The organism is Achromobacter pulmonis (genome assembly GCF_002885955.2).
In the GTDB taxonomy this organism is placed as follows: Bacteria; Pseudomonadota; Gammaproteobacteria; order Burkholderiales; family Burkholderiaceae_B; genus Achromobacter; species Achromobacter pulmonis_A.
The window spans coordinates 300,071-316,395 of sequence record NZ_POQS01000002.1; the positions used below are offsets into that span (position 1 = coordinate 300,071).

At 68.1% G+C, this 16,325-nt stretch carries 18 protein-coding genes; 5 read left to right on the forward strand and 13 right to left on the reverse strand.

Annotation, left to right across the window (positions count from 1 at the left end; translation table 11 throughout):
* Nucleotides 1–3 precede the first annotated feature (3 nt).
* The 5 genes from ehuA to C1I89_RS07445 form a co-directional block, all read right to left on the reverse strand.
* Nucleotides 4–774, reverse strand: a complete 771-nt coding sequence (gene ehuA / locus C1I89_RS07425) for an ectoine/hydroxyectoine ABC transporter ATP-binding protein EhuA (RefSeq protein WP_102772146.1) — start codon at nucleotides 772–774, stop codon at nucleotides 4–6.
* Nucleotides 771–1,442, reverse strand: a complete 672-nt coding sequence (gene ehuD / locus C1I89_RS07430; protein ID WP_102772147.1) for an ectoine/hydroxyectoine ABC transporter permease subunit EhuD — start codon at nucleotides 1,440–1,442, stop codon at nucleotides 771–773. The genes ehuA and ehuD overlap by 4 nt, the downstream gene beginning before the upstream one ends.
* Nucleotides 1,439–2,092 carry an ectoine/hydroxyectoine ABC transporter permease subunit EhuC gene (gene ehuC / locus C1I89_RS07435; RefSeq protein WP_102772148.1) on the reverse strand — a complete coding sequence of 218 codons (654 nt, stop codon included), beginning with the start codon at nucleotides 2,090–2,092 and terminating at the stop codon, nucleotides 1,439–1,441. Before ehuC ends, ehuD begins: the two co-directional genes overlap by 4 nt.
* 10 nt (nucleotides 2,093–2,102) lie before the next feature.
* Nucleotides 2,103–3,020, reverse strand: a complete 918-nt coding sequence (gene ehuB / locus C1I89_RS07440; RefSeq protein WP_102772149.1) for an ectoine/hydroxyectoine ABC transporter substrate-binding protein EhuB — start codon at nucleotides 3,018–3,020, stop codon at nucleotides 2,103–2,105.
* Between the two features lie 189 nt (nucleotides 3,021–3,209).
* Complete coding sequence (locus C1I89_RS07445) at nucleotides 3,210–4,364, reverse strand: ABC transporter substrate-binding protein (protein ID WP_102772150.1); 1,155 nt, start codon at nucleotides 4,362–4,364, stop codon at nucleotides 3,210–3,212.
* 217 nt (nucleotides 4,365–4,581) lie between these two features.
* On the opposite strand from C1I89_RS07445, the gene C1I89_RS07450 reads away from it, so the two are divergent.
* Complete coding sequence (locus C1I89_RS07450; RefSeq protein ID WP_102772151.1) at nucleotides 4,582–5,007, forward strand: OsmC family protein; 426 nt, start codon at nucleotides 4,582–4,584, stop codon at nucleotides 5,005–5,007.
* A 62-nt stretch (nucleotides 5,008–5,069) separates the two neighbouring features.
* On the opposite strand, the gene C1I89_RS07455 is transcribed toward C1I89_RS07450, so the two are convergent.
* The gene (locus C1I89_RS07455; protein ID WP_102772152.1) at nucleotides 5,070–5,267 is read right to left on the reverse strand and encodes an XRE family transcriptional regulator; all 198 of its coding nucleotides are present in this window, start codon (nucleotides 5,265–5,267) and stop codon (nucleotides 5,070–5,072) included.
* Between the two features lie 172 nt (nucleotides 5,268–5,439).
* Complete coding sequence (locus C1I89_RS07460; protein ID WP_102772153.1) at nucleotides 5,440–6,042, reverse strand: TetR/AcrR family transcriptional regulator; 603 nt, start codon at nucleotides 6,040–6,042, stop codon at nucleotides 5,440–5,442.
* A 107-nt stretch (nucleotides 6,043–6,149) separates the two neighbouring features.
* On the opposite strand from C1I89_RS07460, the gene C1I89_RS07465 reads away from it, so the two are divergent.
* Nucleotides 6,150–7,436, forward strand: a complete 1,287-nt coding sequence (locus tag C1I89_RS07465) for an MFS transporter (protein WP_102772154.1) — start codon at nucleotides 6,150–6,152, stop codon at nucleotides 7,434–7,436.
* A 22-nt stretch (nucleotides 7,437–7,458) separates the two neighbouring features.
* Here the strand turns inward: C1I89_RS07465 and C1I89_RS07470 are convergent, their stop codons facing one another.
* On the reverse strand, nucleotides 7,459–8,160 hold the full coding sequence (locus C1I89_RS07470) for a GntR family transcriptional regulator (protein ID WP_102772155.1): 702 nt from the start codon (nucleotides 8,158–8,160) through the stop codon (nucleotides 7,459–7,461).
* Nucleotides 8,161–8,288: 128 nt separating this feature from the next.
* Here C1I89_RS07470 and C1I89_RS07475 point away from each other — a divergent pair, with 128 nt between their 5' ends.
* Genes C1I89_RS07475 through C1I89_RS07485 form a run of 3 tightly spaced genes read left to right on the forward strand, consistent with a single transcriptional unit; the run spans nucleotide 8,289 to nucleotide 11,387 of the window.
* A complete protein-coding gene (locus C1I89_RS07475) occupies nucleotides 8,289–9,284 on the forward strand; it encodes a Bug family tripartite tricarboxylate transporter substrate binding protein (protein ID WP_102772156.1) in 996 nt (331 codons plus the stop codon).
* Between the two features lie 40 nt (nucleotides 9,285–9,324).
* Nucleotides 9,325–10,125: an enoyl-CoA hydratase/isomerase family protein gene (locus C1I89_RS07480; protein WP_102772157.1), complete on the forward strand. Its 801-nt coding sequence runs from the start codon at nucleotides 9,325–9,327 to the stop codon at nucleotides 10,123–10,125.
* Nucleotides 10,126–10,145: 20 nt separating this feature from the next.
* Nucleotides 10,146–11,387, forward strand: coding sequence for a CaiB/BaiF CoA transferase family protein (locus C1I89_RS07485; protein WP_102772158.1), 1,242 nt, complete (start codon nucleotides 10,146–10,148; stop codon nucleotides 11,385–11,387).
* Between the two features lie 9 nt (nucleotides 11,388–11,396).
* On the opposite strand, the gene C1I89_RS07490 is transcribed toward C1I89_RS07485, so the two are convergent.
* The 5 genes from C1I89_RS07490 to C1I89_RS07510 form a co-directional block, all read right to left on the reverse strand.
* Nucleotides 11,397–12,131 carry an ABC transporter ATP-binding protein gene (locus tag C1I89_RS07490; protein WP_102772159.1) on the reverse strand — a complete coding sequence of 245 codons (735 nt, stop codon included), beginning with the start codon at nucleotides 12,129–12,131 and terminating at the stop codon, nucleotides 11,397–11,399.
* Nucleotides 12,128–12,931 (reverse strand): ABC transporter ATP-binding protein, encoded by an 804-nt coding sequence (locus tag C1I89_RS07495; protein ID WP_102772160.1) that lies wholly within the window; start codon nucleotides 12,929–12,931, stop codon nucleotides 12,128–12,130. Before C1I89_RS07495 ends, C1I89_RS07490 begins: the two co-directional genes overlap by 4 nt.
* Nucleotides 12,928–14,016: an ABC transporter permease subunit gene (locus C1I89_RS07500; protein ID WP_102772161.1), complete on the reverse strand. Its 1,089-nt coding sequence runs from the start codon at nucleotides 14,014–14,016 to the stop codon at nucleotides 12,928–12,930. The genes C1I89_RS07495 and C1I89_RS07500 overlap by 4 nt, the downstream gene beginning before the upstream one ends.
* The gene (locus C1I89_RS07505; RefSeq protein ID WP_102772162.1) at nucleotides 14,013–14,942 is read right to left on the reverse strand and encodes a branched-chain amino acid ABC transporter permease; all 930 of its coding nucleotides are present in this window, start codon (nucleotides 14,940–14,942) and stop codon (nucleotides 14,013–14,015) included. The genes C1I89_RS07500 and C1I89_RS07505 overlap by 4 nt, the downstream gene beginning before the upstream one ends.
* Before the next feature lie 140 nt (nucleotides 14,943–15,082).
* A complete protein-coding gene (locus C1I89_RS07510; RefSeq protein ID WP_102772163.1) occupies nucleotides 15,083–16,228 on the reverse strand; it encodes a branched-chain amino acid ABC transporter substrate-binding protein in 1,146 nt (381 codons plus the stop codon).
* Nucleotides 16,229–16,325 lie beyond the last annotated feature (97 nt).

A 16,325-nucleotide genomic window follows, 5' to 3' on the forward strand; every position in this document is an offset into this window, starting at 1 on the left:
GCCCTACTGGCCCTCGATCACGGAGTCCAGGAACTGGCGCGTGCGTTCCTCGCGCGGCTGGCTGAACAGCACCGACGATTCCGCGTCCTCGACGATGTTGCCGGCGTCGAAGAACAGCGTGCGGTCCGAGCTGCGTTCGGCGAACTTCATCTGGTGGGTGACGATGATCATGGTCATGCTGCGCCGCGCCGACAGGTCGCGCAGGATCTGCAGGATGCCGCCGACCAGTTCCGGGTCCAGCGCCGAGGTGACTTCGTCGAACAGCATGATGCCGGGGCACATGGCCAGCGCCCGCGCGATGCCCACGCGCTGCTTCTGCCCGCCCGACAGCTGCGCGGGATAGACGTCGAGCTTGTCGCCCAGCCCCACCATTTCCAGGTACTCCACGGCGCGCTCGCGGGCCTGGTCGCGCGACATGCCCAACACGCGCAGCGGCGCTTCCATGGCGTTGCCCAGCGCGGTCATGTGAGGGAACAGGTTGAAGTGCTGGAACACCATGCCGATCTTGCCGCGCACCTTGCGCAGGTGCTCGGAGTTGGGGCCGACCGGCCGGCCCTGGGCGTCGGTCCACATGGGCACGCCGTCGATCTCGATCTCGCCGCTGCTGGGGCGGTCCAGCGTCATCAGCACGCGCAGCAGCGTGGACTTGCCCGAGCCCGACGGCCCGATCACGGCCACGGTCTGGCCGGCCGGGATCTCCAGGTTGATGCCGCGCAGCACCTCCAGGTCGCCGTACTGCTTGCGCAGGTTCTTGATGCTTACGCTGGCGCTCATCGCCTTCCTCCATATCGTTGCAAACGGGCCTCCAGGCCGCGCACGCCCCAGGCCGCCACCAGGCTGAGCGCCAGGAACAGCAGGCCCACCAGGGTCAGCGGCTCGGTGTAGCGGAACGTGGCCGAGCCGATCATCTTGCTTTGCTGCAGCAGCTCGACCACGGTGATGGCCGACAGCAGCGGCGTGTCCTTGAACATGGCCACCAGGTAGTTGCCCAGCGCCGGCACCACGGGCGGTATGGCCTGCGGCAGCACCACGTCGACCGCCGTGCGCCAGCGCGACAGGTTGAGCGCGGTGGCGGCCTCCCACTGGCCGCGCGGCACCGCCTCGATGCCGGCGCGGTAGACCTCGGCGCAATAGGTCGCGTAGTGCAGGCCCAGCGCGAGAATGCCGGTGGCCAGCGGCGACATGCGCATGCCGGTCAGGGGCAGCACGTAGAACAGGAAATACATCTGCACCAGCAGCGGCGTGCTGCGCACGAACTCGATCACGAAGCCGACCGGCAGCGACACGATGTGCAGGCGCGAACGCCGCAGCATGGCCAGCACCAGGCCCAGCGTGACCGCCACCAGCATGCCCAGCAGCGTGGCCTGGATGGTGACGACCAGGGCGGAGCCCAGGGTGGGCAGGATTTCCAGGGCGAAAGACCAGTCGAATATCGGTGTCATCGGACCCGGACCCTCCGCTCCAGCAGGCGCACGCCGGCCGTGATCAGCAAGGCTACCGCGAAGTACAGCAGCAGCATCAGGGTGAAGATTTCGGTGGTGCGCAGGGTTTCGCTGCGCAGCAGCTGGCCGCGGAACGTCAGGTCGGTAATGGTGACCAGCGACACCAGCGCCGTGTTCTTCAGCAGTTCGATCAGCAGGTTGCCGGCCGGCGGCAGCATGGCCGGCACCGCCTGCGGCACGACGATGCGGCGCATGATCTGCGCGCGCGTCAGGTTCAGCGCGATGCCCGCCTCGCGCTGGCCCGGCGGCACCGCGCGGATCGCGCCGCGCACCACCTCGGCGCCGTAGGCGCCGGCGTTGAGCGCCAGCACCACGATGCCCACCAGCATGGCCGGCAACTGCACCCCGAACAGCGGCAGCACGAAATAGAACCAGAAAAGCTGGACCAGGGCCGACGTGCCGCGGAACACCTCCACGTAGATCGAGGCGATCCAGCGCACCGGGGCCAGGCTCGACAGGCGGCAGATGCCCGCGGCCAGCGCCAGCGGGACGGCCAGCACCACCGCGCCCGCCATGACCTGCAGCGTGACGCCCAGGCCTTCCAGCAGCGGCGGCGCCAGCTCGGCGAAATGCTCGGAGATCAGCTGCATGGCCGCCCCCTTACTGGCCGGCGCACAGCTGGGCGGCGGTCACGCCCTTGGGCAGCTCCTCTGAAGTGAAGCCGAACGGCGCCACCAGCTTCTGGTGCTCTTCGGTGCCGATGAACTTGGCCAGTTCCGCGTTGAACGCATCGGCGAAGGCCTTGTCGTCGCTGCGGAACGCATAGGCGCCATAGCCGCGCACGTTCTTGCCGTCGATGACCGGGTCGGTGAACGGCTCGGCCTTCTGCAGGCCGCTGGCGGCGCTGGTCTTGCCCATCAGATCGTTGACCGTCAGCGCGGTGGCGGCGTAGGCGTCGGCGCGGCCGGCCTGCACGCCCGACAGCGCGCTGACCGCATCCGGGAACACCACCACCTGGGCGGGCGGCACCTTGGACTTGGAGGCGTACTCGCCCTCGATGGCGCCCACCACCACGCCCAGCTTGGCGTCGGGGTTCTTGACCACGTCTTCGTAGCTGTGCAGGTTCTTGGGGTTGCCCTGCTTGACCAGGAACGCCTGGCCCACGCCGTAGGTGGGGTTGGAGAACGCCACCTGCTGGCAGCGTTCGGGCGTGACGTACATGCCGGCCGCGATGATGTCGAAGCGCTTGGCCTGCAGGCCCGGAATCAGCGAGCCGAATTCGGTCAGCACGCCTTCCACCTCGTCGATGCCCATGCGCTTGAGCACCACGCGGGCGATTTCCACGGATTCGCCGGTGACCTTGGCTTCCTTGCTGTCCATGTAGGCGAACGGCGCTTCGTTGGCATAGCCGATGCGTATCTTGCCGGCCGCCTTGGCCGCTTCCAGCGTGGAGGCGGCGGCCGGCTTGTCGGCGGCGGCCGCGGCGGGCTTGTCTGAGCCGGAATCGGAGCAGGCGGCCAGCAGCCCCAGGCTCAGCGCCGCCAGCAGGCGCCGGGATCGGATCGAGGTCGAGTTCATGGGTCGTTTTCTCCCTGATTTATTTCTAGATTCATGAATGCACTAAAAATGATACGACACTAAATCATTTCGACGCTAATGATATGGACGAAAAAAAGCAGGCCGCAGCCTGCTTTTCCCTGCCCTGCCCCTATGGGACGTTAGGACTGGTTACGAACCGTTGGCGTCCATGACCCGGCCGCCGGATGGCTATTGCGCGTACGAGAACCGGCCGTTCCTGATGACGCCCATGACCCGCGCGCGTTCGTCGAAGCCCTGGTGGTCTTCCTTGGAAATGTTCAGCACGCCGTTGGGCACGACCAGGTCGCGGGTGTCCTCGATGGCGTCGCGCAGCGCGGCGCGAAACGCCGGCGTGCCCGGCTTGGCGCCGGTCTTGAGCGCGCGCGCCACCGCCGAATCCAGCAGCATCCACGCGCCATAGGCGTCGCCGGCGAACTGCGTCATCGTGTTCTTGCCGTACTGGGCTTCGTATTTGTCGGCGAAGGCCACGGCTACCGGCTTGACCGGATTGCCGTCGGGCAGCTCGCGGGCCACCACGCCCGGGCCGGTCGGAAACAGCGTGCCTTCCACGTCGGCGCCGCCGATCTGCAGGAATTCCAGCGTGGCGATGCCATGGGTCTGGTAGATGGCGCCGGTGTAGCCGCGCTCCAGCAGCGTCTTCTGGGGCAGCGCCGAGGGCGTGCCCGCGCCGGCGATCAGCACGGCGTCCGGATGGGCGGCGATGATTTTCAGCGCCTGGCCCACCACCGAGGCGTCGGTGCGCTGGAAGCGCTCCTGCGCCACGATCTTCAGGTCGTCGCCGGCGGCGGCGCTGAACTCCTTCCACCAGCTGTCGCCGTACGAATCCGCGAAGCCGATGAAGGCCACGTTCTTCAAGCCCTTCTTTTTCATGTCCTCGACCAGCGCGGTCGCCATCAGCGAATCGTTCTGCGGCATCTTGAACGCCCAGGCGCGCTTGGGGTCGGACAGCGGCTCGACGATGACGCTGGAGGCGGCCAGCGCGATCATCGGCGTGCCGGTCTCGGCCAGCACGTCCAGGCCGGCCAGCGCCGCCGCGGTGGTGTTGGGGCCGACGATGGCGTCGACCTTGTCCTCCGAGGTCAGCTTGCGCATGTTCTTCACCGCGCGGCTGACGTCGGTGCCGTCGTCCAGCACCACGTAGCGGGCCGGCTCGCCGCCCAGCGTGGCGGGCCAGAGGCGGATCGCGTTATTGGTCTGGATGCCGATGGCGGCGGCCGGACCGGTCGTGGACACGTCCACGCCGATGACGACTTCGGCCTGGGCGGTAAAGACGGGAACGGCCAGCGCAATGGCACAGGCGCAGCGGAGGAATGCGGCAGACATGACTACGTTTCTCGGAAAGATTGAAGGAATTGAAGGCAATCCCCGTATTCTGCCTTATCCGCGTAGCGCCCCGTGCCCACGCCGCCGTTACATCGGCTTGCCGATGCGCGCAAGCCGCCGCAAGCCGCGGGCCGTATCATCGACAAGGCGGCCCGCGCGGCCCGCTCCCACCCACCGGATGCGCCCGCAACGGGCGCCCTTCTTACAGGAGTCACGCATGAAGAAAACCGCAACCGCCGCCTGGTCGGGCGACCTGAAGACCGGCAAGGGCACCCTTTCCACCCAAAGCGGCGTACTCAAGGACCAACCCTACGGCTTCAACACGCGCTTCGGCGACACCCCGGGCACCAACCCCGAAGAACTGCTGGGCGCAGCGCATGCCGGCTGCTTCACCATGGCGCTGTCGGCCATCCTGGGCGAGGCCGGCATGGTGGCCCAAAGCCTGGACACCAAGGCCGAGGTCACGCTGGACAAGGTGGCCGACGGCTTTTCGATTTCAGCCGTGCACCTGACGGTCGAAGCCGTGATTCCCGGCGCCAGCGCGCAGGCCTTCGAAGAGGCGGCCCGCAAGGCCGAAAAGGGCTGCCCGGTCTCCAAGGTGCTCAACGCCAAGATCACGATGGACGCGAAGCTCAAGTCCTGATCGAGCGCTCCAGACGCAAAAAAGCCAGCATCTGCTGGCTTTTTTTGGCTTGCTGCGTGCTGCTAGTGGTAGGCCGAAATCACCGGATGCTGGCGGCGGCCTTCGTCCATATCGTGCAGCACTTCGCCTACCGCGCCGCCCAGGGCCGCCAGGCGCAGCTTCAGCCGCCGCCAGCCGCCGGTCGGACCCAGCGCCTGCGCTTTTGCGCCCTTGCCGGCCACAGAGTGTTCCCGGGTGTTCTTCAATGCGGTATCGCTCATGATTCTCTCCTTGAGAAAGCGCGATGTGGAACAGCACGAACTCATCTTAGACCTGAGTCTGCTGCGTCGCAATAAGAATCTCCAAGCATTTTTTTGTTCGTTGCACAATGAGTACAAACGCGAAATTCTGGTGCATGAGGCACCGTGTTGCGCACCATCCGGGTGCGCCGGCTCAGCGGGCCAGGTGCGCCTCGATCAGCTTGTCCGCCATCTGCGCCACGCGGCCGGCCGGCCCGCCCTGCCCGAACAGCTGGCTGGACACGAACGCGCCTTCCAGCAGCAGCAGCAGCCCGTCGCCCAGCGCGTCGGGATCGGCCGCGCCCATTTCCCTAGCCATCGCCGCCAGCCGGGTGCGCAATTGCGCCTTGTGGGCCACCGCCACGGCACGCGCGGGGTGGTCGGATTCCGGATATTCCACCGCCGCATTGGTCAGGCCGCAGCCGCGATAGCCGCTCTGCACGGCGCGCGCGCCCAGGCCGGACAGGTAGGCCAGGATCTGCGCCCGCGGATCGCCGGGATGGGCGGCGCAGGCCGCGTCGAAGCGGGCCCAGAATTCCGCGTCGTAATCGCGCAGGTAGGCGGCCGCTAACTCGTCCTTGGACGAAAAGCTGCGGTACAGGCTGGGCTTGGTCACCCCCGCCTCGTTGACGATGGCGTCCACCCCCACGGCGCGGATGCCGTCGCGGTAGAACATTTCCCGCGCCGTCTTGCGGATGCGGTCGGCCGCCAGCGGCTGCTTGGCGGCGGGCCGGGTGTCGGCGGTCTTGCTGGCCATGCTCGTGCTCCTTGTCTGGCTGACAGCGCCACAAAAAGCGCTTGACTGTGTTACTGACCGGTACGTACTATGCGCTTCTCGACTCTTCATACGTACCGGTAAGTAACATGAGTATAGCCCAACCCCCCATGCCTTTCCGGCGCGTCGGCCAGAAGTACGCGTTCGTCGTCGTCGCCGTGATCTTCCTGTCCCTGCTGGTCTCGGCCGGCCTGCGCTCCTCGCCCGGCGTATTGCTGGTGCCGCTGGAAGAGGCTTTCGGCTGGAGCCGCAGCACGATCTCGTTCGCCGCCGCGATGGGGATCTTCCTGTACGGCCTGGTCGGCCCGTTCGCGGCCGCGGCGATGGAGCGCTTCGGACCGCGCCGCGTGCTGATCGGCGCGCTGGCGCTGATGTCCGCCTCCAGCGCGGCCAGCGCGTTCATGACCCAGCCCTGGCACCTGCTCATGACCTGGGGCGTGTTCTCGGGCATCGGTTCGGGCGCGGTCGCCGTGGTGCTGGGCGCCACCGTCGTCAACCGCTGGTTCACCCGCCACCGTGGCGTCATGATGGGCCTGCTGACGGCCAGCACCGCGACCGGCACGCTGGTGTTCCTGCCGGTGCTGGCGGCGCTGGCCTCGTCCGGCGACTGGACCCGGGTGGTGTGGGCGGTGGCCGCCGCCGCCGCGGCGCTGGTGCCGCTGGCCTGGTGGCTGGTGCCCGACAGCCCGGCCAGCGTGGGCCTGACGCCGTACGGCAGCGATCCGCACGCCGCGCCGGTCGCGCCGGCGCCGCGCCCCGGCCTGCTGGCCACCACCTTCGGCGTGCTGGCGCGCGCGGCCCGCACGCGCACCTTCTGGTTCCTGTTCGCCACCTTCTTCGTCTGCGGCTTCACCACCAACGGCCTGGTGGGCACGCACCTGATCGCGCTTTGCGGAGACCACGGCATGCCCGAGGTGCAGGCCGCCGGCCTGCTGGCGTTGATGGGCGTTTTCGACCTGATCGGCACCACCGCGTCCGGCTGGCTGACCGACCGCTACGATCCGCGCAAGCTGCTGTTCGTCTACTACGGGCTGCGCGGCCTGTCGCTGATCTACCTGCCCTATTCCGATTTCTCGTTCTACAGCCTGTCGATCTTCGCCATCTTCTTCGGGCTGGACTGGATCGCCACCGTGCCGCCCACGCTGCGCCTGACCACCGAGGCCTTCGGCGAGCGCGACGCCGCCATCGTGTTCGGCTGGATCGTGGCCGGCCACCAGCTGGGCGCAGCCAGCGCCGCGTGGATGGCGGGCGCGCTGCGCGCCGCGCAGGGCAGCTACCTGATGGCCTTCGTGATCTCGGGCGCCACCGGCCTGATCGCCGCCGTCATCGCGCTGATGATAGGCCGGCGCCGCCAGGCGGCGGCGCAGCCGGCCTGAAGCGCGCGCGTCCCGGCGCCGCTCAGCGCTGGGGCGCGCCCGCGTGCCGGGCGCGCAGGTTGTAGGCCTTCTTGCTGCCCACGTGCTTGCGGATCAGCGATTCGGCAAGCGCGCCGTCGCGCCGCATCAGCGCCTGCACGAAGGCCTCGTGGTCGGCCACCGCCGCGGTCCATTCGTCGCTGTCGAAATTGGACTTGTAGCGCAGCGCCTGCACCTGCAGGTTGAGGCGGTCATAGGCATGGGTCAGCGCCGGGTTGTGCGCCGCGCGGTTGATCGCGATGTGGGTGCCCATGCTGGCGGCGAAATAGGCGCGGATGTCGCGCTTTTCATAGTTCTCGCGCATCTGCGCGTGCAATTGCGCAATCTGCGCCAGTTCGGCGTCGCTCGCGCGTTCGGCGGCGCTGCGCACCGCCAGTCCTTCCAGCACCGACAGCACATCGAAAATGTTCTCGACGTCGTCGGCCGACAATTCGATCACCATCGCGCCGCGCTTGGGCTGCAACGCCAGCAGCCCGTCCGAGGCCAGCATGCGGTAGGCCTCGCGCAGCGGCGTGCGTGAAATCTTCAACTGATCGCACAGGTCGCGCTCGTTCAGCCAGGTGCCCGGCTTGAAGGTGCCGTCGATGATGAGCTGACGCAGTTTTTCGGCCACCACGGCCGGCAGCGTCGGGTGATGGATGGCCAGATCGGGGACGGATTGATCCAGGACTTCAGGGTTAGCCATGAGTTGTACGTGCTCGCTGATTCGATTATTTTTGTATCTGGTATACCAGACACCACCGGAATACCAACCTGACCCCATCATAGAGCAAGCAACACGCGGGCAGGTATCCCCCCACCAAGGAGACCTTCATGAACAAGCATGCTCGCGCCTGGGCCGGCGCACTGGCGCTAGGCGCCGGCCTGGCCGCCGCCGGCCCCGCCCTGGCCCAGGACGCATCCGCCTGGCCGCAACGGCCGCTGCGCCTGATCGTCGGCTTCGTGCCCGGCGGCGGCACGGACGTATCGGCCCGTATTCTTTCCGCCCGCCTGTCCACGGTGCTGGGCCAGCAGGTGGTGGTCGAGAACAAGCCCGGCGCCTCGGGACTGATCGCGGCCGACTACGTGGCCAAGGCCGACGCCGACGGCTACACCCTGCTGCTGGCCAATATGCAGTCCACCGTCGCCGCGCCGTATGTGGTGCAGTCCAACCTGGATCCGATCAAGGACTTCACCGCAGTGCGCTACATCGGCTCGGTGCCCAACGTGCTGGTGGTCAATCCCGCCAAGCACTCTTACACCAGCGTGCAGAACCTGGTCGACGACGCCCGCGCCAAGCCCAAGCAGCTGCTGTATGCCTCCTCCGGCATGGGCAGCCCGCAGCACCTGAGCGCGGCGCGCTTCTCGCAGATCGCCGGCGTCACCATGGAGCACGTGCCCTACAAGGGCAGCGGCCAGGCCATGACCGACCTGCTGGGCGGCAGCGTGGACCTGAACTTCGACACCCTGCCGGGCGCCATCAACCAGATCCAGGCCGGCAAGCTGCGGCCCCTGGCCGTGACCAGCGCCGAGCGCAGCAAGCGGCTGCCCGACGTGCCCACGCTGGCCGAGTCCGGCATCAAGGGCCTGGACGTGGTGCAGTGGTACGCGGTGCTGGCCCCGGCCAGGCTGCCCCAGCCGGTGCTGGACAAGCTCGACCGCGCGCTGGCCCAGACCCTGGCCGATCCCGAGATCCAGTCCAAGCTGGCCGAACAGGGCATGGACCTGGGCGGCGGCCCGCAGACCCCGGCGGCCTTCGCCAGCTATGTGCGCGACGAATGGAGCAAGTACGGCAAGCTCACCGCCAGCCTGGGCCTGAGCAAACAGTAACCCCGCGGGGGCCGCGCCCCCGCCCATGCAAAGGAACGCCATGAGCGCATCCCCCTCTTCCGACGCCTCCCTCATCCTGCGCCAGCGCGACGGCGACATCGTGACGGTGGTGCTGAACCGTCCCGACAAGCTCAATGCCTTCACCATCGACAGCTGGCGGCTGCTGGGCGACGCCTTCCTGGAACTGGACGCCGACGACAGCGTGCGCTGCGTGCTGCTGCGCGGCGCCGGGGAAAAGGCCTTTTCGCCGGGCAACGACATCGGCGAATTCGAAACCGCGCGCAGCAACAAGCGCCAGGCGATCGAGTACGGCGCCGTCATGCGCCGCACCATCGAAGCCATCGGCGGGTGCCGCCATCCGGTGGTCGCGCAGATCCACGGCATCTGCGTGGGCGGCGGGCTGGAGATCGCCAGCCTGGCCGACATCCGCATCTGCGGCGAAAGCTCGCGCTTCGGCGTGCCGATCAAGAACCTGGGCCTGGTGATGTCGTATTCGGAGCTGGCGCCGCTGGTGCGGCTGGTCGGCCCGTCGGCGGCGCTGCAGGTGCTGCTCGAAGGCAGCATCTTCGACGCCCGGGAGGCTTTGCGGCTGGGCGTGGTCACGCGCGTGGAGCCCGACGACCAGGTGGCCGCGCAGGCCCAGGCCACCGCCCGGCGCATCGCCGACGGCGCGCCGCTGGTGGCGCGCTGGCACAAGAAATTCGTCCGCAACCTGGTCGGCGGCAAGGCCCTGACCGACGCCGACCGCGACGAGGCGTTCGACTGTTTCGACACCGAAGACTTCCGCGCGGGCTACCGCGCCTTCCTGGCCAAGGCCAAGCCGCAATTCAACGGCCGCTGAACGCGGCGCTAGGAGTCCACATGCATAACGACGATACCCGGCGTCCGGCCGGCGCGCTGGCCGGCATGCGCGTGATCGAGCTGTCGCAGATCATGGCCGGCCCGACCTGCGGCATGATGCTGGCCGATCTGGGCGCCGACGTCATCAAGGTCGAGAAGCTCGACGGCGGCGACGATTCGCGCCAGTACCGCGACCCGCAGATCAACGGCATCTCGGCGCCCTATCTCATGCTCAACCGCAACAAGCGCGCCATCGCGCTGGACCTCAAGCATCCCGAGGGCAAGAAAATCCTGCTGCGCATGATCCGCGACGCCGACGTGGTGACCGAGAACTTCCGCAAGGGCACGATGGAAAAGCTGGGCCTGGGCTACGACACCCTGCGCCGCGAAAACCCCGGCCTCATCTATTGCGCGGTGTCGGGCTACGGCACCACCGGCCCCTACGCCGACAAGGGCGGCTTCGACCTCGTGGCGCAGGGTTTCTCCGGCCTGATGGCGATCACCGGCGAGCCTGGCGGCCCGCCGCTGCGCACCGGCAACTCCGTGGCCGACATCAACGCCGGCCTGCTGGCGGCCTTCGGGGTGCTGGCGGCCTACCAGCACAAGCAGCGCACCGGCGAAGGCCAGATCGTCGAGACCTCGCTGCTCGAAGCCAGCCTGCAGCAGCTCTACTGGCATGCCGCCATCTACTTCGGCAGCGGCGTCTCGCCCGGCCCCACCGGCTCGGCGCACGTGCTGAGCGCGCCCTACCAGGCATTCCCCACCGCCACCGACTGGATCATCATCGGCGGGGCCAACGAAAAGAACTGGCAGCGCATCGCGCAGGCGCTGGGCCAGCCGCAATGGGCCGAGGACCCGCGCTACGCGCGCAACCGCGACCGCATGCAGAACCGCGAGCAGTTGGTGGAGGAAATGTCGGCGATCCTGAAAACCCGCCCCGCGCAGGCGTGGCTGGACATCTTCGACGCGGCCGGCGTGCCGGCCGGCCCGGTGCACTCGATCGCGCAGGCGCTGTCGCACCCGCAGACGCTGGCGCGCGGCATGGTGGTGGAACAGGACCATCCGGTGGCGGGCAAGGTCCGCACCGTCGGCATGCCCGTCAAGCTGTCGGCCACGCCCGCGCAGTACCATCGCGCCGCGCCCCGCCTGGGCGAGGACACGATCGCGATCCTGGGGGAATTCGGCTACGGCGAGCAGGAGATCGGCGCGCTGATCGAAGCCGGCGTGGTCGCGGCGGTGGGCCGGGAGCCGGCCACCGTCTAGCGTCGCGCCCTACTCCGTCTCGCCCAGATAAGCCGCACGGACCTTGGGATCGTGCAGCATCTGGCCTGCCGGACCGGACAGGATGATCTCGCCCGACTCCATCACGTAGCCGCGATGGCTGTTCTCCAGCGCCAGGCGCGCGTTCTGCTCGATCAGCAGGATGGTGACGCCTTCGCTGGCGATGGTGCGCACCACCTCGAAGACTTTCTCGACCATCAGCGGCGCCAGTCCCATCGAGGGCTCGTCCAGCAGCAGCAGCCTGGGGCGCGCGATCATGGCGCGGCCCATGGCCACCATCTGCTGTTCGCCGCCGGACAGGGTGCCGGCCGCCTGCCTGCGGCGCTCGGCCAGGCGCGGGAACAGGGTGAAGACCCGGTCCGTGTCCTGGCGCACCTGCGCCGCGTCGCGCCGCACGTAGCCGCCCATGGCGAGGTTTTCCTCGATGGTGAGCTGGCCGAAGATGCCGCGTCCCTCGGGCACCATGACCAGGCCGCGGCGCACCAGTTCGTGCGATTTCTGGCCGCCGATGGATTGCCCGGCGTAGACCACTTCGCCGCCGGCCAGCGGCACCAGGCCGCAGATGGCGCGCAGGGTGGTGCTCTTGCCGGCGCCATTGGCGCCGATCAGGCACACCAGCTCGCCTTCGTCGACACGCAGGTCGATGCCGCGCACCGCGCGGATGCCGCCGTAGGCGACCTGCAGGCCGCGCAATTCGAGCAAGGGTTGGGATGCTGCTGCCGTCATGCCGGGCGCTCCTGGTGAATCAGCGGGTCCTGGGCGGCGCCCGCGCCCAGATACGCTTCGATGACCTTGGGGTCGCGCTGGACCTGGGCGGGCTTGCCCATGGCCAGCACCTTGCCGTATTCCAGCACCAGCACGCGGTCGCACAGTCCCATGACGAGTTTCATGTCGTGTTCGATCAGCAGCACCGTGATGCCGTCGGCGCGGATTTTCTCGATGAGCTTGCGCAGCACCACCGTCTCAGAGGCGTTCATGCCGGCCGCCGGCTCGTCCAGCGCCAGCAGCTTGGGATCGGTGGCCAGCGCGCGCGCGATCTCCAGGCGGCGCTGGTCGCCGTAGGGCAGCGAACGCGCCACGTCGTTGGCGCGATGGCCGATGCCGACGTATTCCAGCAGTTCGTGCGCGCGCGCCTCGGTGGCCGCCTCTTCGGCGCGCGTGGCGCGCGTGCGCAGCACCGCGCCGAACACGCCCGAGCGGGTGCGCATGTGGCGCCCGATCATGACGTTCTCGATGGCGCTGAGGTTGGCGAACAGGCGGATGTTCTGGAAGGTGCGCGCCAGGCCCGCGTAGGCGACCTCGTGCGGCTTCTTGCCCGACAGCGACACGCCGTTGAAGGTGCAGGAGCCCTCCTCCGGGATGTACAGGCCGGTCAGCACGTTGAACAGCGTGGTCTTGCCCGCGCCGTTGGGCCCGATCAAACCGTAGATCTCGCCTTCCTCGATGTCGAAGCTCACTTCGGACAAGGCCTGCAGGCCGCCGAAGCGCTTGCCCAGCCCCTGGGCTTGCAGCAGTTTATTGCTCATGCCGCGCCTCCCTGGGTCTTGCTGGCCAGCTCGCGGCGGCGCACCGCCGACGGCCACAGGCCGGCGGGCCGGAACAGCATCACGCACACCATGGCCAGGCCGAACAGCAGCATGCGTATGCCTTCGGGGTCCAGCACCACGGCGCCGAACAGCATGTGCTGCACCGGCTCGACCACCGCGCGCAGGAATTCGGGCAAGGCGGCCAGGATCAGCGCGCCCAGGATCACGCCCGGGATATGGCCCATGCCGCCCAGCACCACCATGCACAGGATCGAGATGGATTCCATTAGCGAGAAGCTCTCGGGACTGACGAAGCCCTGCATCGAGGCGAACAGCGCGCCGGCCACGCCGCCGAAGGACGCGCCCATCGCGAACGCCAGCAGCTTGATGTTGCGGGTGTTGATGCCCATCGCCTTGGCGGCGATCTCGTCTTCGCGGATGGCTTCCCAGGCCCGCCCGATGCGCGAGTTCTGCAGGCGCACGCACACCACCACGATGATGAGCGTCAGCGCCAGCAGCAGGTAGTAGTACTTCTCGGGCCCGGTCACCCGGATGCCGAGCAGGCTCTCGGTGCGGCCGAAGGCGAATTCGCCTATCTTGAACGTGTCGACGCGGTTGATGCCCTGCGGGCCGTTGGTGATGTTGACCGGCGCGTTCAGGTTGTTCAGGAAGATCCGGATGATCTCGCCGAAGCCCAGCGTCACGATGGCCAGGTAGTCGCCGCGCAGCTTGAGCGTGGGCGCGCCCAGCAGCACGCCGAACAGGCAGGCCACGGCCAGCGCGATCGGCAGGATCGCCCAGAACGGCAGGTGCAGGCCGAAGTGCGGCGAGGCCAGCAGCGCCCAGGCGTAGGCGCCCACCGCGTAGAACGCGATATAGCCCAGGTCCAGCAGCCCGGCGAAGCCCACCACGATGTTCAGGCCCAGCGACAGCATCACGTACAGCAGCGCGAAATTGAGGATGCGCACCCAGCTCTGGCCGGCCATGCCCAGCACGAAGGGCAGCACCGCCAGCACGATGCCGATCAGCGCGATGCCGATCAGGTTGCGGGTCGAGAACCCGCTGCGGTTGGCTTGCGCGCTCATGCCCGGTCCCCCACGCGTTCGCCCAGCAGGCCCGACGGACGGAAGATCAGCACCAGCACCAGCACGAAGAACGCGAACACGTCCTGGTAGTGACTGCCGAGGAATCCGCCGGTCAGGTCGCCGATGTAGCCGGCGCCCAGCGATTCGATGATGCCCAGCAGCAGGCCGCCGGCCATGGCGCCCACCAGGTTGCCGATGCCGCCCAGCACCGCGGCGGTGAACGCCTTCAGGCCGAGCATGAAGCCCATGGTGTATTGCGACACGCCGTAGTAGGTCGCGACCATCATGCCGGCCACCGCGGCCAGCGCCGAGCCGATCAGGAAGGCGGCCGAGATCACGGTATTGATGTTCACGCCCATCAGCCCCGCGACTTCGCGGTTCTGGGCCGTGGCGCGCATGGCCGTGCCCAGGCGGGTCTTGTGCACCACCGCCAGCAGCCCGCCCATGATGAGCGCCGCGATCACCACGATGGCGATCTGCAGCGTGCTCATGCGGGCCCCGCCGATCTCGAAGACCTGCGGCGACAGCACTTGCGGAAAGTTGAGGTAGTTGCGGCCCCAGCTCATCATCGCCACGTTCTGCAGGATGATGGAAACGCCAATGGCGGTGATCAGCGCCGCCAGCCGCGGCGCCCGGCGCAGCGGCCGGTAGGCCACGCGCTCGGCGGTCCAGCCCACCGCCATGCACAGCGGCACCGAGACCAGCAGGCCCACGCCCAGCACCACGAAGGCCGAGGTGCCCGGGTCGCCGCCGACCAGCGCGATGGCGGCCGTGGTGGCGGCCATCGCCCCGATCATGACGACGTCGCCATGCGCGAAGTTGATCAGCCCGATGATGCCGTACACCATGGTGTAGCCAAGGGCGACCAGGGCGTACACGCTGCCTAGCGTGACGCCGTTAATCAGTTGTTGAATGAAGATGTCCATAGGGGCCGCGCTTTGAGCCTGGAAGAATCGCGCCGGGCGGGCCGTCGGGCCCGCCGCGTCGCCGCGCAGCGCGCGCCGCGGGGCGCGCGCTTATGAAGAGGCGGTCGCGGCCCGGCCGCGTCCGCCCCGGTCAGCAGCCGTCAGTTGGCCTGGCTGACCATGGTCTCGACCATCTCCCACTTGCCGTTCTTGACTTCGTAGATGGTGACCGAGATTTCCTTGAGGTCGCCGTTGGCGTCGTAGGAAATGTGCTCGCTGGTCGCGCCCTTGCGGTTGAGCTTGGCCAGCGCCGGCAGGTACTTCTCGGGTTTGGCCGAGCCGGCCTGCTCGATGGCGGTGATCATGTTCCATGCGCCGTCGTAGGCGTACGGGGCGTAGACGCCGGGCGCCTTCTTGAAGCGCGCTTCGTAGCGCTGCGCGAAGTCCTTGCCCGCGGCCATCTTGTCCAGCGGCACGCCGGCCAGCGAGGCGTAGGTGCCGTCGGCGGCGTCGCCGGCCAGCTTGATGAAGGTGTCGCTGCGGGTCATTTCGCCCGAGACCAGCGGCGCCTTCAGGCCCAGCGTCGCGAGCTGGCGCTTCATGGGGCCGGACTGCGCGTCCAGGCCGCCGTAGAAGATCGCGTCGGGCGCGGCGCCCTTGATGTTGGTCAGGATGGCGGTGAAGTCGTTGGCCTTGTCGGTGGTGTACTCGCGGCGCACGACCTGGCCGCCGGCGGCCTTGACGGCCTTCTCGACCTCGTCGGCCAGACCCTGGCCGTAGGCGGTGCGGTCGTCGATGATGGCGATCTTCTTGGCCTTGAGCTTCTCGACCATGAACTTGCCGACCGCGGCGCCCTGCTGGGTGTCGCTGGTCATCATGCGGAAGGTGGTCTCGTAGCCCTGCTTGGTGTATTCGGGCGAGGTGGCCATGGCGATCTGCGGCAGGCCGGCGTCATGGTAGACGCGCGAAGCCGGGATCGTCGTGCCGGAATTGAAGTGCCCCAGGATGCCGACCACGTCCTGGTCGACCAGCTGCTGGGCGACCTGCACGCCGACGCGCGGATCGGCCTGGTCGTCGCGCGACACCAGCACGAAGGTGGCCGGCTTGCCGTCGACCTTGATGCCCTTCTTGTTGGCCTCTTCCAGGGCCAGGTTCAGGCCGTTCTGCATGTCCTCGCCGTAATGCGATTGCGGGCCGGTCAGCGGCGCGGCGAAGCCGAACTTGATGTCGGCGGCCTGCGCGGCGGCGACCATGCCGGCGGCGGCGAGGCTGGCGGCGACGAGCTTCAAAGTGGTGCGGAACTTCATGGGTATCCTCCGGTGTGTCGGACGTTAGACCTTGTTATACCTGAGCTTTTAGCCAGGTTTCTGGTTTTTTACGAGGCAGGTCCCGAGGGTGGCGGGA

Coding starts and splice junctions, on each gene's coding strand:
- ehuA (WP_102772146.1), bottom strand. CDS start 774: ATGAGCGCCAGCGTAAGCATCAAGAACCTGCGCAAGCAGTACGGCGAC.
- ehuD (WP_102772147.1), bottom strand. CDS start 1,442: ATGACACCGATATTCGACTGGTCTTTCGCCCTGGAAATCCTGCCCACC.
- ehuC (WP_102772148.1), bottom strand. CDS start 2,092: ATGCAGCTGATCTCCGAGCATTTCGCCGAGCTGGCGCCGCCGCTGCTG.
- ehuB (WP_102772149.1), bottom strand. CDS start 3,020: ATGAACTCGACCTCGATCCGATCCCGGCGCCTGCTGGCGGCGCTGAGC.
- C1I89_RS07445 (WP_102772150.1), bottom strand. CDS start 4,364: ATGTCTGCCGCATTCCTCCGCTGCGCCTGTGCCATTGCGCTGGCCGTT.
- C1I89_RS07450 (WP_102772151.1), top strand. CDS start 4,582: ATGAAGAAAACCGCAACCGCCGCCTGGTCGGGCGACCTGAAGACCGGC.
- C1I89_RS07455 (WP_102772152.1), bottom strand. CDS start 5,267: ATGAGCGATACCGCATTGAAGAACACCCGGGAACACTCTGTGGCCGGC.
- C1I89_RS07460 (WP_102772153.1), bottom strand. CDS start 6,042: ATGGCCAGCAAGACCGCCGACACCCGGCCCGCCGCCAAGCAGCCGCTG.
- C1I89_RS07465 (WP_102772154.1), top strand. CDS start 6,150: ATGAGTATAGCCCAACCCCCCATGCCTTTCCGGCGCGTCGGCCAGAAG.
- C1I89_RS07470 (WP_102772155.1), bottom strand. CDS start 8,160: ATGGCTAACCCTGAAGTCCTGGATCAATCCGTCCCCGATCTGGCCATC.
- C1I89_RS07475 (WP_102772156.1), top strand. CDS start 8,289: ATGAACAAGCATGCTCGCGCCTGGGCCGGCGCACTGGCGCTAGGCGCC.
- C1I89_RS07480 (WP_102772157.1), top strand. CDS start 9,325: ATGAGCGCATCCCCCTCTTCCGACGCCTCCCTCATCCTGCGCCAGCGC.
- C1I89_RS07485 (WP_102772158.1), top strand. CDS start 10,146: ATGCATAACGACGATACCCGGCGTCCGGCCGGCGCGCTGGCCGGCATG.
- C1I89_RS07490 (WP_102772159.1), bottom strand. CDS start 12,131: ATGACGGCAGCAGCATCCCAACCCTTGCTCGAATTGCGCGGCCTGCAG.
- C1I89_RS07495 (WP_102772160.1), bottom strand. CDS start 12,931: ATGAGCAATAAACTGCTGCAAGCCCAGGGGCTGGGCAAGCGCTTCGGC.
- C1I89_RS07500 (WP_102772161.1), bottom strand. CDS start 14,016: ATGAGCGCGCAAGCCAACCGCAGCGGGTTCTCGACCCGCAACCTGATC.
- C1I89_RS07505 (WP_102772162.1), bottom strand. CDS start 14,942: ATGGACATCTTCATTCAACAACTGATTAACGGCGTCACGCTAGGCAGC.
- C1I89_RS07510 (WP_102772163.1), bottom strand. CDS start 16,228: ATGAAGTTCCGCACCACTTTGAAGCTCGTCGCCGCCAGCCTCGCCGCC.